At 66.3% G+C, this 14,761-nt stretch carries 11 protein-coding genes; 2 read left to right on the top strand and 9 right to left on the bottom strand.

The window, feature by feature from the left end:
- Positions 1-26 precede the first annotated feature (26 nt).
- Positions 27-743, top strand: a complete 717-nt coding sequence (locus tag A6A04_RS21305; protein ID WP_068496029.1) for a GNAT family N-acetyltransferase — start codon at positions 27-29, stop codon at positions 741-743.
- On the opposite strand, the gene A6A04_RS21300 is transcribed toward A6A04_RS21305, so the two are convergent.
- From A6A04_RS21300 to A6A04_RS21280, 5 genes are read right to left on the bottom strand one after another with little or no spacing between them, the layout of a single operon-like run.
- The gene (locus A6A04_RS21300) at positions 744-1,700 is read right to left on the bottom strand and encodes an oligopeptide/dipeptide ABC transporter ATP-binding protein (RefSeq protein WP_068496028.1); all 957 of its coding nucleotides are present in this window, start codon (positions 1,698-1,700) and stop codon (positions 744-746) included.
- Positions 1,697-2,653, bottom strand: a complete 957-nt coding sequence (locus A6A04_RS21295) for an ABC transporter ATP-binding protein (protein WP_068496027.1) — start codon at positions 2,651-2,653, stop codon at positions 1,697-1,699. The genes A6A04_RS21300 and A6A04_RS21295 overlap by 4 nt, the downstream gene beginning before the upstream one ends.
- Before the next feature lie 37 nt (positions 2,654-2,690).
- Complete coding sequence (locus A6A04_RS21290) at positions 2,691-3,536, bottom strand: ABC transporter permease (RefSeq protein WP_245651338.1); 846 nt, start codon at positions 3,534-3,536, stop codon at positions 2,691-2,693.
- Positions 3,533-4,555, bottom strand: coding sequence for an ABC transporter permease (locus A6A04_RS21285; protein ID WP_068496025.1), 1,023 nt, complete (start codon positions 4,553-4,555; stop codon positions 3,533-3,535). The genes A6A04_RS21290 and A6A04_RS21285 overlap by 4 nt, the downstream gene beginning before the upstream one ends.
- A 55-nt stretch (positions 4,556-4,610) precedes the next feature.
- On the bottom strand, positions 4,611-6,200 hold the full coding sequence (locus A6A04_RS21280) for an ABC transporter substrate-binding protein (protein WP_068496024.1): 1,590 nt from the start codon (positions 6,198-6,200) through the stop codon (positions 4,611-4,613).
- A gap of 391 nt (positions 6,201-6,591) precedes the next feature.
- On the opposite strand from A6A04_RS21280, the gene atzF reads away from it, so the two are divergent.
- Positions 6,592-8,403 carry an allophanate hydrolase gene (atzF, locus tag A6A04_RS21275; protein ID WP_068496023.1) on the top strand — a complete coding sequence of 604 codons (1,812 nt, stop codon included), beginning with the start codon at positions 6,592-6,594 and terminating at the stop codon, positions 8,401-8,403.
- Here the strand turns inward: atzF and A6A04_RS21270 are convergent.
- The 4 genes from A6A04_RS21270 to A6A04_RS21255 form a co-directional block, all read right to left on the bottom strand.
- A complete protein-coding gene (locus A6A04_RS21270) occupies positions 8,381-9,049 on the bottom strand; it encodes a GntR family transcriptional regulator (RefSeq protein WP_068496022.1) in 669 nt (222 codons plus the stop codon). The two genes, atzF and A6A04_RS21270, sit on opposite strands and share 23 nt — an antisense overlap.
- A 110-nt stretch (positions 9,050-9,159) precedes the next feature.
- On the bottom strand, positions 9,160-11,421 hold the full coding sequence (locus tag A6A04_RS21265; protein WP_068496021.1) for a cache domain-containing protein: 2,262 nt from the start codon (positions 11,419-11,421) through the stop codon (positions 9,160-9,162).
- Positions 11,422-11,506: 85 nt separating this feature from the next.
- On the bottom strand, positions 11,507-12,877 hold the full coding sequence (locus tag A6A04_RS21260; protein ID WP_068496020.1) for a GNAT family N-acetyltransferase: 1,371 nt from the start codon (positions 12,875-12,877) through the stop codon (positions 11,507-11,509).
- Positions 12,878-12,894: 17 nt separating this feature from the next.
- Positions 12,895-14,754 (bottom strand): ATP-binding protein, encoded by a 1,860-nt coding sequence (locus A6A04_RS21255; RefSeq protein ID WP_245651337.1) that lies wholly within the window; start codon positions 14,752-14,754, stop codon positions 12,895-12,897.
- Positions 14,755-14,761 lie beyond the last annotated feature (7 nt).

Raw genomic sequence — 14,761 nt, 5'->3', positions numbered from 1 at the left:
GGCCTGATCGGGGGGGAGAACGGGCGTTGAGCGATTTGCGGAACGGATTCGGGCAGCCGGTGGGCGAGCCGGTGCCCGGCTGGACGGGTCGGCCGCGCCCCCCCCATGCCGTGGTGGAGGGTCGCTTCTGCCGCCTGGAGCCGCTGGATTGCGATCGCCACGGCCCCCAGCTCTATAACGGCATCACCGAGGACAAGGAAGGACAGACCTGGACCTATCTCTATTATGGTCCCTTCGAGTCCGAGTCCGATTTCCGGGCTTGGCTGTGCGCCGCCGCCGCCAGCACCGATCCGCTGTTCTTCGCGGTGGTGGACAAGGTCACTGGCGTGGCGTTGGGTGTGGTCAGCTATCTCAGGATCGAACCGGCGGGCGGCGCCATCGCCGTGGGCCATATCATCTTCGCGCCGTCGCTGCGACGCACCCCGGCCGCCACCGAATGCATGTTCCTGCTGCTCCGCCAAGCCTTCGACGGATTGGGCTATCGCCGCTGCGAATGGCGCTGCGACGCCCTGAACGGCAAGTCCCGCGCCGCCGCCCAGCGGTTCGGCTTCCGTCTGGAAGGGACGTTCCGTCAGGCCACCGTCAACAAGGGCCGCAATCGCGACACCGCCTGTTTCTCCATCATCGACAGCGAATGGCCGCACATCCGTGACAGCTTTGAACGCTGGCTGCGGCCCGAGAATTTCGGCCCGGACGGGCTCCAGCGCGAACGCCTGTCGCAGATGACGCAGCCGGGCGACTGATCAGTCCATCGGCGTGTGGCAGGCGACGCGATGTCCCTCGCCCATCTCCCGCAATTCCGGCATTTCCGTCTGACAGGCATCCGCGCCCAGCGGGCAGCGCCCGAAGAACCGGCAGACCTGGGGCGAGGGATCGATGGGGCTGCGCGGCTCGCCCGATAGCCGGATGCGCGGACCGCCCTCTTCTCCCCGTGATGGAATCGCCGACAGCAACGCCTTGGTATAGGGATGCCGGGGCGTGGCGAACACCGCTTCCACCGGCCCGCTTTCCACCACCTTGCCCAGATACATGACGATCACCCGCTCGCACAGCAGCCGGACCACGTTGAGGTCGTGGCTGACGAACAGATAGCTGACTCCCAGGCGACGGCGCAGATCATCCAGCAGCTTCAGCACCACCGCCTGCACCGAGACGTCCAGGGCGGAGGTCGGTTCATCCAGGATCAGCAGCCGGGGTTCCGGCCCCAGGGCGCGGGCGATGCCGACCCGGGCCTTCTGGCCGCCGGACAACTGGTGCGGAAAGCGTCCCAGCAGCTCGACCGGCAACCCCACCATGCCCGCCAGGTCCTCCACCCGCGCCTTCAGCCCGGCCGTCGTCCACGGCCCCTTCAGCCGCCGCAGCGGATCGGCGATGCAGTCGAAGGCGGTGAAGCGGGGATTCAGGCTTTCGGTGGGGTCCTGGAACACCATCTGGATCAGGGCGCGGTCGGGCGTGCGGGTGAATCGCGCCGCCGGGATATAGCCGATCTCGCGCTCGTCGAAGCGGATGGAGCCCTCGGTGGGGTCCAGCACCCGGGTCAGCATGCGCACCAGGGTGGACTTGCCGCAGCCGGATTCCCCCACCAGCCCCACCGCCTCGCCCGGCATCACATGCAGGCTGATCATGTCCACGGCGTGAAGCTGGGACTTGCCCACGGGGAAGCGGCGGCACAGATCGACGACGTCCAGCAGCGGTCTCATGCGGGCCTCCGGCAGGCGACCATGCGCCCGTTGTCGTCCTGGCGTGGCAGCGGCCCGGCATCGCACTCGGCCTGATACAGGTGGCAGCGGGCGCTATAGCGGCAAGGAGCCAGCTCGCCCCGCAGATCGGGCAGCGAGCCGGGAATGGGCTCCAGCGCCGCCAGCGAGGCGCCGGGGCGCGGCGTGGTGGAGATCAGGCGGGCGGTATAGGGATGACGTGGCCGGGCGAACAGCTCGGCGGTGGGCGCCACCTCCACCACATGCCCCGCATGCATCACCGCGATGCGGTCGCAGCGTTCCGCCGCCAGCCCCAGGTCGTGGGTGATCAACAGGGTCGCCATACGGCTTTCGCGGGCCAGCTCCCCCACCAGATCCATGATGGCCGCCTGGGTGGTGACGTCCAGGCCGGTGGTGGGCTCGTCGGCGATCAGCAGCTTGGGCGAGCAGGCCAGGGCCAGGGCGATCATCACCCGCTGGCACATGCCGCCCGACATCTCGAAGGGATAGGCCTTGGCCCGGCGCTCGGGATCGGGAATGCGCACCCGGGCCAGCATCTCCACCGCCTTGTCCTGGGCCTGGGCGCGGGTCACCCCGGCATGGCGCAGCAGTACGTCGGCGATCTGCCTGCCCACCGGCCGGATGGGGTTCAGCGCCGTGCGGGGGTTCTGGAAGATCATGGCCATCTCGGCGCCGCGCAGCTCGTCCAGGTCGGACGGCCCGGCCTTCAGCAGGTCGAGGCCCTCGAAGCGGATGGCGCCCTGGCTCACTGTGGCGGCGGCATCGGAGATGCCCATCACCGCGAAGGACAGCACCGACTTGCCCGAGCCGGACTCGCCCACCACCCCCAGGGTCTCGCCGCGGCCCACGCTCAGGCTGACATCCTCCAGCGCCTTGACCACGCCCGAGCGGGTGCGGAAGTTCAGCGACAGGTTGTCGATCTCCAGCAGCATCATGTCCGCCTCCCCTGGAGGTCTTGGTCGACGGCCATGGTCATGTCCGCCTCCGGGGATCGATGATGTCCCTCAAGCCGTCGCCCAGCAGGTTGAAGCAGAACACGGCGGCCATCAGCACCAGGCCGGGGAACAGGGCGATCCACCATTCTCCCGAGACGATATAGGTGGCGCCCTCGGCCACCATGATGCCCCATTCCGGCGTCGGCGGGCGCACCCCCAGACCGATGAAGGACAGGCCGGCGGCGTTGAGGATGGCATAGCCCAGATTCAGTGACACCTGCACCATCATGGGCGGCAGGATATTGGGGAAGACCTGGGCAGCCAGGATGCGGGCATCGGAATTGCCCGACAGCCGCGCCGCCTCGACGAAGCCCGCGTCTCGCCGGGCATTGGTCTCGGCCCGGGCCATGCGGGCGTAGAAGGGCAGATTGATGATGGCGGTGGCATAGATGATGTTGCCCACCGTATTGCCCAGGGCGGCGACGATGCCCATGGCCAGCACGAATAGCGGGAAGGCCATGATGGTGTCCACCACCCGGCCGATGGCGCGGTCGATACCGCCGCCATACCAGCCCGCCAGCACTCCCAGCAGGCTGCCGAACACGAAGGACAGCGCCACCGCCGCCAGGGCGATCTGCATATCCAGGCGGGCGGCGACGATGACGCGGGACAGAATGTCGCGGCCAAGATGGTCGGTGCCGAACCAATGGGCCAGGCTGGGCGGTTGCAGCGCGATGTCGGTGTCGCTGGCCAGGGGATCGAAGGGCGCGATCATCGGCCCGAACAGCGCCAGGGCGATCAGCAGGGCGAAGCCGACGAAGGCCCCGGCGGTGACCGGGTTCTCCGCCAGCACGTAGCGCATATGCCTGAGGGCGGGGCTCACGCCTCGATCCTCACGCGCGGATCGATCAGGCCGTACAGGATGTCGATCATCAGATTGAGCCCCACATACATGATGGCCATGGTCAGGATGAAGCCCTGCACCGGGGCATAGTCCGAGGCCACCAGCGCCTCGATGGCGTAGGAGCCGATGCCGGGCCAGGCGAAGACCTTTTCCACCAGCACATTGGCGCCCAGCAGGAACGAGAACACCATGCCCAGCGTGGTCACCACCGGCAGCAGGGCGTTCCTGAGCGCGTAAGTGACCAGCACGGTGCCGCGCGACAGCCCGCCCGCCCGGGCGGTGCGGATGAAGTCCGAGCCCAGCACGCCCAGCATGGAAGCCCTGGTCATGCGGGTCAGCGGCGCCAGGGCGAACAGGCCGAGCGTCAGGGCGGGCAGCACCAGTTGGGCGGCGGCGGCGCGGAAGGTGGCGAACTGGCCGGTGATCAGGCTGTCCACCAGATAGAAGCCGGTGATGGTGGTCGGCGCGCTGGCGAACAGGTCGAGGCGGCCCATGGGAGCGGGCGCCCAACCCAGCAGATAATAGAAGATATAGACCAGCAGCAGGCCGGTGAAGAACACCGGCAACGACACTCCGGCGGTGCTGATCACCCGCGCCATATGGTCGACCCACGACCCCGGCCTGGTGGCGGCGGCGACGCCCAAGGGCAGCGACACCGCCAGGGCCAGGGCAAGGCCGCACAGCGTCAGCTCCACCGAGGCGGGTAGCCGGGCCAGGATGTCGGCGGAAACCGGCTGGCCGGTAATCAGCGAGGTTCCCATCTCGCCCTGGGCCAGATCGCCGAGATAGGCCAGGAACTGCACCGGCAACGGCTTGTCCAGGCCCAGCTTGCGGCGGATTTCCTCCACCGACTGGGCATCGGCGGCGGGACCGGCGAAATAGGCGGCGGGATCGCCGGGCAGCGCCCGGGTCAGGACGAAGGTGACCACCACCACGGCGGCGATACTGGGAAGCGCGCCAAGCAGGCGTCTGAGGACAAGGCTCACAAGCACGGGCATGGCGCTCTCCCACGGTGGAGGGGAGGAAGGCCGTATGGCCCGCCTCCCCGACCGATCACTTCTTGCTGATGGACCGGAAGTCGATGGCGCGATGGAACCAGTAGGTGTAGCCCTGGACGTTCTTGCCCATGGCGGCATCCAGGTAGTACTGGAACAGCGGCGCGCGCGGCACGTCGTCCCAGGCCATCTTGACGAAGCCCTTGACCTGATCCTCGTACTTCTTGGCGTCGGTCTCGAAGCGCGATGCGTCGATCAGCTTGTCCATCTCGGGGTTCTGGTAGCTCATCACGTTGAACACCGCGTTCTGGCCGTGATAGCCCCAGAAGAAGTAGTAATCGGGATAGTTCAGCCAGCCCGCGAAGGTGTCGATGAACAGCGGCATGTCCTTCTTCAGCATGGCGGCGCGCCAATTGGCGCCGGGCACCTTGTTGATGGTGGCCTTGATGCCGATCTGGCCCAGGGATTCCTGCACCAGGGTGGCCATGGGTTCCGACAGGCTGGCGACGCCCTGGTTGATATGGATCACCGTCTCGAAGCCGTTGGGGAAGCCCGCCTCAGCCAGCAGTTTCCTGGCCTTGGCCATGTCGGTGTTATAGGGCGAGGGCTGCGGCCACACCGCCTTGGTGGGGGTGGCGGGACCGCCGAACATGGGAATGGCGCGGCCATAGACCACCGCATCCATGATCTTCTGATAGGGCAGCGCATAAGCCACCGCCTGGCGAACCTTGACATTGTCGAAGGGCGGCTGCTTGACGCCCATGCCGGTGTACCACAGCGAATTCTCGATGGGGGTGCCGGTGACCTTGACCTTGCCGCCCTTGGCCAGTTCCTGGGAATCCTTGGGCGGCAGGTCGAAGGACAGGTCCACATCGCCGCGTTCCACCAGGGCGCGACGATTGCCCGCCGAGGGAACGTCACGGATCACCACCTTCTTCAGCTTGGGCAGCGGACCGCTCTTCCAGTCGTCATAGCGGGCCAGAACCAGTTGCTCGCCCGGCTTCCAGCTTTCCACCTTGTAGGCGCCGCCACCGGCATCATTGAGCTTGCTCCATTCCAGGCCCCAGGGGTCCTTCTCGGTGGCGTGCTTCTTGATCAGTTCGGAATTGAGCACGATGGGAACCGGCACGCCCAGATCCGGCACGGTCAACTTGTCCTTCCTGAGCAGCTTGACCCGGAAGGTGTGGTCGTCCACGGCGATGAATTGCTCGGGCTTTTCCAGCGAGCCCGCCTTCATCTGGAAAGTGGGGAAGCCGCCCACCGCCACCATGCGGTCGAAGGACCACTTCACATCCTTGGCGGTGATGGGGGTGCCGTCGTGGAACTTGGCATCCTTGCGCAGATAGAAGGTGATCTCGTCGTCGGCGGTGAATTTCCAGCTTTCCGCCAGTTCCGGCTTGATATTGGTATGGTCATAGGACAGCGAGCCATCGGGCATGGTCTTGGTGCCATAGCTCAGCAGCCGGTCATAGATGTTCCACACCACGCCATAGCTGGCGGGATTGGCGCCCACCGCGTGAATGTCCAGACTGTTGGTGCCGGATTCCACCACCACCAGAAGGGTTTCGTCCCGGCTTTGAGCCAAGGCCGGAACGGCACAGGTGGCCAGGGCGGTTGCCAGACACAATCCGCGAAGCATAGCGTTCATCGGTCCCCTCCTTGCGGGCCTAGACGGCGGCAGCGACCGCCACATGTATGCAAGGCAGAGGCAAGCTTCATGCCAAGGATGGAATCTCCAGGAAACAAGGCCTTTTCCCGCATTTCCCCAGTCCCAAGCGCCGTGATGACGGCCAGGCCCAATGCCTAGCTTTTAATCGAAACTGTCGCCATATTGCCCAGGGACACCCCCACGGCCCAGCGCAACAGCCTGATTTTTAGGCCGCTTTTCAAGCGCGTCTATTTATTAGGCATGAGTGACGAAATATCAGGCCATTGCATGCACGCAACAGACCGCACCCCCGCGATTCCAGCACCAAAGCCGTCCGGCCCCGCATTTGCATGCAGTTGTGCATACATGCTCACCACCAGGGACCTCCGCCATGCCCGCCGCCAGCACTCCCAGCCTCGACATCGCCACATTGAGCGCCGCCTATGCTTCGGGACGACTGCGACCGACCCAGGTGGTCGATCTGGTGCTGCGACGCCTGGAACAGGCGGGAGACGACAAGGTCTGGATTCATCGCCCCCCCGCCGCGGCACTGCGCCGCCGCGCCGTTGATCTGGAAGCCCTGTCGCCGGACCAGCGCGCCGGCCTGCCCCTGTTTGGCATCCCTTTCGCGGTGAAGGACAATATCGACGTGGCCGGGCAGCCCACCACCGCCGCCTGTCCCGATTTCGCCTACGAGGCCAAGGCCCATGCCGGAGTGGTGGCGCGGCTGCTGGCGGCGGGTGCAATCCTGGTGGGCAAGACCAATATGGACCAGTTCGCCACCGGCCTGGTGGGGGTGCGCTCGCCCTATGGCGTGGCCCGCAATCCCTTCGATCCCGAGGTCATCCCCGGCGGGTCCAGTTCCGGCTCGGCGGTGGCGGTGGCGGCCGGGATGGTCAGCTTCTCGCTGGGGACCGACACCGCCGGATCGGGACGGGTGCCCGCCGGTTTCAACAATATCGTCGGCCTGAAGCCCACCAAGGGGCTGATCGGCACCAGTGGCGTGGTCCCGGCCTGCCGCTCGCTGGATTGCGTCTCGGTGTTCGGCCTGACGGTGGAAGATTGCATGCACGTCCTCAAGGTGGCGGCCGGAGCTGATCCGGCCGATCCCTTCAGCCGGGTGGCGCCGCCCATGGCCACCGCTCCGGCAAAGGGCCGCCGCATGGGCATTCCCGCCCCCGACCAGCTGCGCTTTTTCGGCGACGGCCCCGCCAAGGCGCTGTACCGCGACGCCGTGGACCGTGCCCGTGACCTGGGCTGGACGGTGGAGGAGATCGACTTCACCCCCTTCGCCGAGGCGGCCGAACTGCTGTATTCCGGCCCCTGGGTGGCCGAGCGCACCGCCGCCGTGGGCGATTTCATTGCCGCCCACCCTGAGTCGGCCTTGGAGGTCACACGCAAGATCATCATGGGCGGGGCCGGGCGCAGCGCCGTCGAGGCCTTCCGCGCCACCTACCGGCTGGAAGAACTTCGGCAGCGGGCCCAGGCGCAATGGCAGCGCATGGACCTGCTGTTGCTGCCCACCAGCGGCACCATCTACCGCATCGACGAGGTCATGGCCGATCCCATCGCCACCAATACCAACCTGGGCGCCTATACCAATTTCGTCAATCTGCTGGACCTGTGCGCCGTGGCGGTGCCCGCCGGTTTCCGCCCCGATGGACTGCCCTTCGGCGTCACCGTCATGGCCCCCGCCTTCGCCGAGTCCCTGGCGGCCGAGGCGGCGGCGGAACTGCACCGCTCGGCCGGGCTGAGCCTGGGTGCCACCGGCCACGCCATGCCCGCCGCCCGCGCCATTCCCGGCGAGGATGCAAGGCTGCTTCGGCTGATGGTGGTGGGCGGCCATCTGTCGGGCCAGCCCCTCAATCACCAGCTGACCGGACTGGGGGCGCGACTGGTGGAGTGCGGCCGCACCGCCCCCGTCTACCGGCTTTTCGCCCTGCCCGGCCTCCCCCGCCGCCCCGGCATGGTGCGAGTGGCCAAGGACGGCGTGGCGGTGGAGGGCGAAATCTGGGAGATGACGCCCGACGCTTTCGGCCGCTTCGTCGCCGCCATTCCAGCCCCGCTGGGGGTGGGATCGGTGGAGATGGCGGACGGAAGCCGGGTCTGCGGCTTCCTGTGCGAGGCGGTGGCCACCGAGGGCACCGAGGATATTTCCAGCTTCGGCGGCTGGCGCGCCTTCATCGCCTCGGCAGGCGATTGAGATAGTCGGCCGAGGCGTCGCTGACCGCCGAGACATGGGCGCGCATGACGTGATAGGCGGTCTCGCCATCGGCGCGCAGGATGGCCCGCACCACCGCGTCATGCTCGGCCCAGGAATGGGCCACCCGCCCGGTCATGCGGAACTGGGCGCGGCGGAAGGGACGCAGCCTTTGCCGCATGGCCCGCGCCGTTTCCTCAAGGAAGCCGTTATGGGCTCCGGCATAGATGGCGGAATGGAATTCGGTGTTGAACAGATCATAGGCCGACGGATCGGCCTCCGCCGCCAGTCGGGCGGCATCGGCATGCAGATCGGCCAGGGCGCGACGCTCGTCGGGCGTCATGCGCAGGGCGGCGAAGCGGGCGCAGGCGGCCTCGATCTCTCCCATGGCCTCGAACATCTCGGCCATGCGCTCGGGAGTGACGGTGGCCACCACCGCACCTTTGCGCGGGCGCTCCTGCACCAGCCCGGTGGCGGCCAGCAGCCGCAAGGCCTCGCGCACCGGCGTGCGCGACACCCCGAAGCGGGCCGCCAAATCCTGCTCGTCCAGATGCTGCCCCGGCGGCAGGCGACCGTCGAGAATCTCGTCGGCCATCTGGCGCCGCAGATCGTCGGCCAGGGTTCTCTTCTTGGGCTCCCGCGTCACCATGACTATCCGAAACAGCCGGTCCTGCACGCAAGGTAGCAGGTTTCACCGTCCCAGCCAGCCGATTCATGCCGGTCACGCATCGCCGTGCATGCAAGGGAGGAGGAGTCGCCTCAGGCGGCGGGCAGCACCACCGTGAAGGTGGTGCCCCGGCCGGGTTCGGATTCCAGGCCAATGGTCCCGCCATGGCGCTCGACGATCTTCTTGCAGATGGCGAGGCCAATACCGGTGCCTTCGTATTTCTCGCGGGTGTGCAGGCGCTGGAAGATGCCGAAGATGCGCTCGAAATACTGGGGTTCGATGCCGATGCCGTTGTCGGCGATATTGAATTCCCAGCCCCGCTCCACCCGATGACAGGTCACCTCCACCACCGACGGCCGGTCGGGAGCGCGGTACTTGATGGCGTTGCCGATCAGGTTCTGGAACAACCGAACGATCTGGCCGGCATCGCCAAGAATGCTGATACCGTCCATGGAGGGTGGCAGGGCAACCGTCGCCGAGGCATCCGCCATGGCCATGGACAGATTCTTCACCGCCAGTTCCAGGGCAGGTCCCGCCTCCATGGGCTTGATGGGAGAGCCGCGACGGTCGATGCGCGAGAATTCCAGCAGATCGAGGACCAGGCGGTCCAGGCGTTGCGCTCCGTCGCGGGCGAAACTCAGGAAGTCGTGTCCGTCCTTATCCAATTTCTCGCCATAGCGGCGTTCCAGCAGCGACAGATAGCTGGCCACCATGCGCAGGGGCTCACGCAGATCGTGGCTGGCCACATAGGCGAACTGCTCCAGTTCGGCATTGGAATGTTCCAGCGCCGCGGTTTTGCGGCCCAGATCGGCTTCCCACTGACGGCGCTCGGTGATGTCGCGGGCGATGACGAAGTGATAGGGGGCGCCATCATGGGTCACGTCGCGCGCCACCACATCCACCGGCACCCGGCGGCCATCGGCGGCCCGAAGCGTGGTCTCGAAGCGGCTGGAGCCGCCCTCGGCATCGGGGGGATTGGCGGCCACCGCCTCGGCGATTTCGTCCAGGCGCCGCCCCACAAGGGTTTCCGGGCTGCCGCCCAGTTGCTCGTAGACGAAGGGATTGGCATAGATCGCCGTCCACCCTCCATCGGCCAGAATCACCATCTCGGCCGAGCTTTCCACCATGGTGTTGATCAGGAACAGATCGCGCGACGCCTTGCGCAATTCATCGCTTTGGGATGTCAGGTCTTGCTTGTAGCGCTCCACCAGCCGGGCGGTGAGATGCGAGAACCACGCCCCCACCGTCAGCGCCACCAGCAATCCGATGCCGAGCGCGGTCAGGGTCAATGTGCGCTTGGCGCTGATGCTGCGTTCCATGACCTGTCGCCGCTCGGCGGTGGCGGTGGCGATGTCATCGAGAAACAGCCCCGCCGACAGGGTCCAGCCCCAATCCGCCATGCGCGACACATAGGTCACCTTGGTGGACACCGCCCCTTCTCCGCCATCACGGGCCCAGTCGTAACGGATGAAGCCATCGCCCTTGCGCCCCTGCTCGTAGATGGGCTTGGCCGCCACCTGCTTGTCCGGCGGCAATTCGGACACCTTCATGCCCTCGTTCCAGGGCCGCGAGGGCGACACCAGGATGCGTTCCTCGTCGTCGATGACCACGATATAGCCCGAGCCATCCTTGCCGAACCGGAAACTGCGCAGCCGGTCCAGCGCCTCCTGCTTCAGGGAGGCCTCGACATCGGCCACGTAGTGCCCGGTGCCGATCAGCCAGTTGAAAGGCTTGAAATGGCGGACATAGGCGATCTTGTCCGCCATCACCTTTGAATTCCCCGGCGCATACCAGCGATAGCGGGAATAGCCCTCACCCACCGGCTTCAGCGCCGCCTCGATCAGCCCACGCATGATGTAATGCCCGGTATCATCCCGGTTATCCATCAGCGATCCGCCTTCACGGGCGGGGGCGATGGGCAGCAGCACGCAACTGCCGTCCATGCCGTCGATAAAGAAATAGCCCTTGCCGCCGAAAAAGCGCAGCGGCCGCAGGGCCTCGACGATCAGGCGGCGAATTTCGGCTTCGGGTCGCTTACCCACCTCCTGGGCATAGATGGCTTCGGCCAGGGCATGGGCCTCGTCCACCTGCTCGCGGATTTCCGCCATCAGGATTTCCTCGGTGCGGGTCCGCATATTGGAGAGAAAGCCCTTGGCGGTCTCGATCTGGCGGACCAGCAGGTTTTCGTGCTGCTGGATCTCCTGAACCTCGAGAAGCTTGATATTGGCTTCATATTCGTCGGCGATCTGGCGGCTGAAGAAAAAGCCGAGCCCAAGCACCAGCACGGTGATCACCACTGCTGTGCCAACCAGTTGCAGGCGCGAGATCAGTCTTTCATCGACTGCGAACGGCATCCCCCACCTCGCACTCATGACCACCGCCATCCACGACCAAAGTTATAGCACAGTCGGGATGATGGCGATATCTCCACATTGGACCCTAGCACAACCGCAAGAGTATACAGGAGTTGAAGGCGCTGGCGAATCCTCGCTTGAACAGGGCAATGTTCTTCATTTTGCCTCCCAACTCGCCGCCCTCGTACAAGGGGCCGAAATGAAAGCGGGATTGGCCCCGAGCCTTGGCATGGATGATGGCGTAATGAATGGGGAGATGGCTGACCGGTTCGCGGGTGTCGTCGGCTCGGACCGTCGCCAGATCATAGGTCGTGGCCCCGTGACAAGACGACAGAACCGCCGAAACCGGCTGCCCCGCCATCATCCCCACGAAGCCCGACACCCGACCCGAGACCAGGGCAGCGGTCAGGTCCCCGCCCGCCAGCGCCGCCACCCGACCCGAGCGGCGATGAAGCTCCTCATAGACGGGAACAAAGTCGATGGCGGGGTCGTCATGGGCCAGGATGTCCATGATCTCGCCGCCACGACGCAACATATGCCGCGTCGTGGCGCGATAGCCGCGCCGGATGGCATCCTCGTCCAGGGTCAGATCGATCCAGCCGGTACGGAACGCCACCCGGCCCGCCGCCGGAAGTTCGCGGCTGCGATCGGCAACCGCGGGGGGCAGCGGAGAATCGGCCGCCACCTCCAGCCACAGATGGGGACAGCCCGCCCAGATGGCGATGGTCTCCAACTGCCGCAGCGCCAGTTCCTCGGCAACGGCCAGCACCGCAGGCTCATCGGCCAGCGGCGTCAGCACCGCCCCGACCTCGCGGCAACCGAGATAACGATCGCCCCGGGTGTCGCATTCCACCAGCATTACCGGGCTGGCATCCGCGTCCACCACGAAGAAGGAGTAGTCCTCGGCCAGCGCCTCGCCGCCCCGGTGCCACAGGGGCTTGGTCCAGGAAGGATCGCGCAAGGGGTCCTCGGCCAGGGGCGAGAATCCGACCCGCTCCAGCATATCCAGGTGGCGGGCGGGCTCGGCGAAGGCGCATCGAGCCGCGAGCGCCCCCAGCGAGAGTTCCGGCGGCCTCTCTCCCCCATTGCCCTCGCCGGCCAGACGATTGATGGCCCGCTGCCGTCCCTCGGCAGCCTCGACCAATCCCTGGCGCCGCTCGATGGCGAGGATATCCAGATGGGCGGGAATGCGTTCCGACCCCAGGGGCAGGGAATCGGCCTGACAGCCAAAGGCCGCCACCGCCGCCGCCGTCATGCCCGCCGATTCCAGGGTGCGGCCCAGGCGACCCATCTGCTCCGGATCGCTTCGCCCCTCGCTCACCCGGATCAGCCCGTCGAGGATGGGAGGGGGCATATGGGGGCGGATGGCGGCCAGGGCCTCGGCATCGCCATCGGCCAGGACACTCGCCATCAACCGGTCAGCCTCGTTGGCCGCTGCCACCTTCCGCCGTCCCATGCCTGATCCGCTCGAAGTTATGCCAGGGGCCGCGGAGGAAACAGGACATGGACGGTACAGCCGTCGCGACGATCCCGGTCCACCCAGACGAAGCCCTGATGACGGTTGACGATTTTTCGGCAGATGGCAAGGCCGACGCCAGCACCGGGATACTGGTCGGGACCATGAAGCTTGCGGAAAACCTCGAAGACATCCTCGGCATAGGTGGGAGCAATGCCGATACCGTTGTCGTTGACGGTCACATGGGCGCCCTTGGCATCCTCCAGGGCGGCGACCGTCACCACCGGAGGAATGCCCGGCAGCGCGAATTTCAGGGCATTGGCCAGCAATTGGCGAAACAGCTCGACCAGTTCCGCCCGGTCACCGACAACCTCAGGCAACGGCGCCACATGCACCACCGCCCGACTGTCGCGAATCGCCTCGGTCAAGCTCGCCACCGCTTCGGCCACAACCTCGCCCAGGGCGACCGGCTCGGCGGCGGCGTTCACCCCGCCGATGCGGGCATAGGCCAACAGCCCCTGGGCCTGATCGCGCATGCGCCGGGCCGCCGCCATGAGATAACCCAACAGTTCCCGGCATTCGTCGTCCAGTGTCTGGCCCAGGCGACGTTCGAGCAACTGGCTGAAGCTGACCACGCTGCGCACCGGCTCCTGCAGGTCGTGGCTGGCGATCTCGGTAATGCGGGCCAGTTCGGCATTCGCCTGGAGCAATTGGCCGATGGTTTCCGACAGCCGCTGCTCGGCCGCCTTGCGCTCGGTTACATCCTCCAGCGCGACGATCACCCGGTCCAACCGCTCGGTATGCCCCGGAGGCACCGCCCAATGCACCACCACCTGACGCCGACACCCGGTCAGGGTCTGAACCTCGCCCTCGACCTCGACCTCGCTTTCCCCGGCCCAGATGGCCAGAAGCTGGCGCCGGAAGGCATCCAGCGACGACGGCGTGAAGGTGGTGACCAGATTGCCCAGCAGGGCCTGCCGATCCGGGGCAGCGTGCAGGGCCAAGGTGGCGGCATTGACATCAATCACCCGCACCAGCGCGGCCAACTCCAACACCCGCTCGGGATGGCGGGACAGATAGGAATCGAAGTCGGCGCCCGTCTCGTTGCGCAGGTCGTCCACCCTGCGCTTGACCTCGGAAAAATCCTCTTCCCACAATGAAACCGGCGAACTGTCGAACAGGATGCGCAGCCGGGATTCGCTGTCGCGGACCTGCAGGAAGGCCGTCTGCGTCGCCAGATGCAGTTCGGTATAGGCCGAGGCCAGATCGAACAACTCGTCGTTATGCATATTGGCCGGCACGGGAAACGGAACCAGATGATCGGAGCGAACGGCCCGTTGGGCTCGGGCATGGGCCGCCATCCGGGCCAGCGGACGGGTGACCACCCGGTGGACCTGCCAGTAAAGCGCGCCCAGCACCCCCGCGATCAGAACCACATTAGACAGCAGGGCGAGGAACGCCCGCTCGGTGGCCTGCAGCCGCATCTCTTCCAGATTGGCCGACACCACCAGATTGCCGATGACCATGCTGCGCCCGAGATAGGTTCGGCGCAGCTCATAGCGGCGCACCAGTTCAGACGCGCCGATCCTTTCGCCACTTGCGGCAAGAACGGCCCCGGACTCGTCCTGGGTTTCCGCCAGTTGGATATGGGGGAAGTGCCGGATGCCATCCATCAGGTGAATGAGATGGTCGTGGTCCTTGAGCCAGACATGCTCGGTGACGCTGGGCAGGTAGCTGGCCTCGATCTGCTCGAAGACCTCGGCCACCTGGCGTTGGGTCATGTCATAGTCCCGCAGCACCACTATCGCCGAAATCGCCAGCGCAATGACGGTCCCGATAACGCCAAGCCGCGCCAACAGTCGATGTGCGACCGGCATGCGGCTC

This window comes from Paramagnetospirillum marisnigri (assembly GCF_001650715.1).
Taxonomy (GTDB): domain Bacteria; phylum Pseudomonadota; class Alphaproteobacteria; order Rhodospirillales; family Magnetospirillaceae; genus Phaeospirillum; species Phaeospirillum marisnigri.
This window is presented reverse-complemented; position numbering and strand designations above follow the sequence as displayed.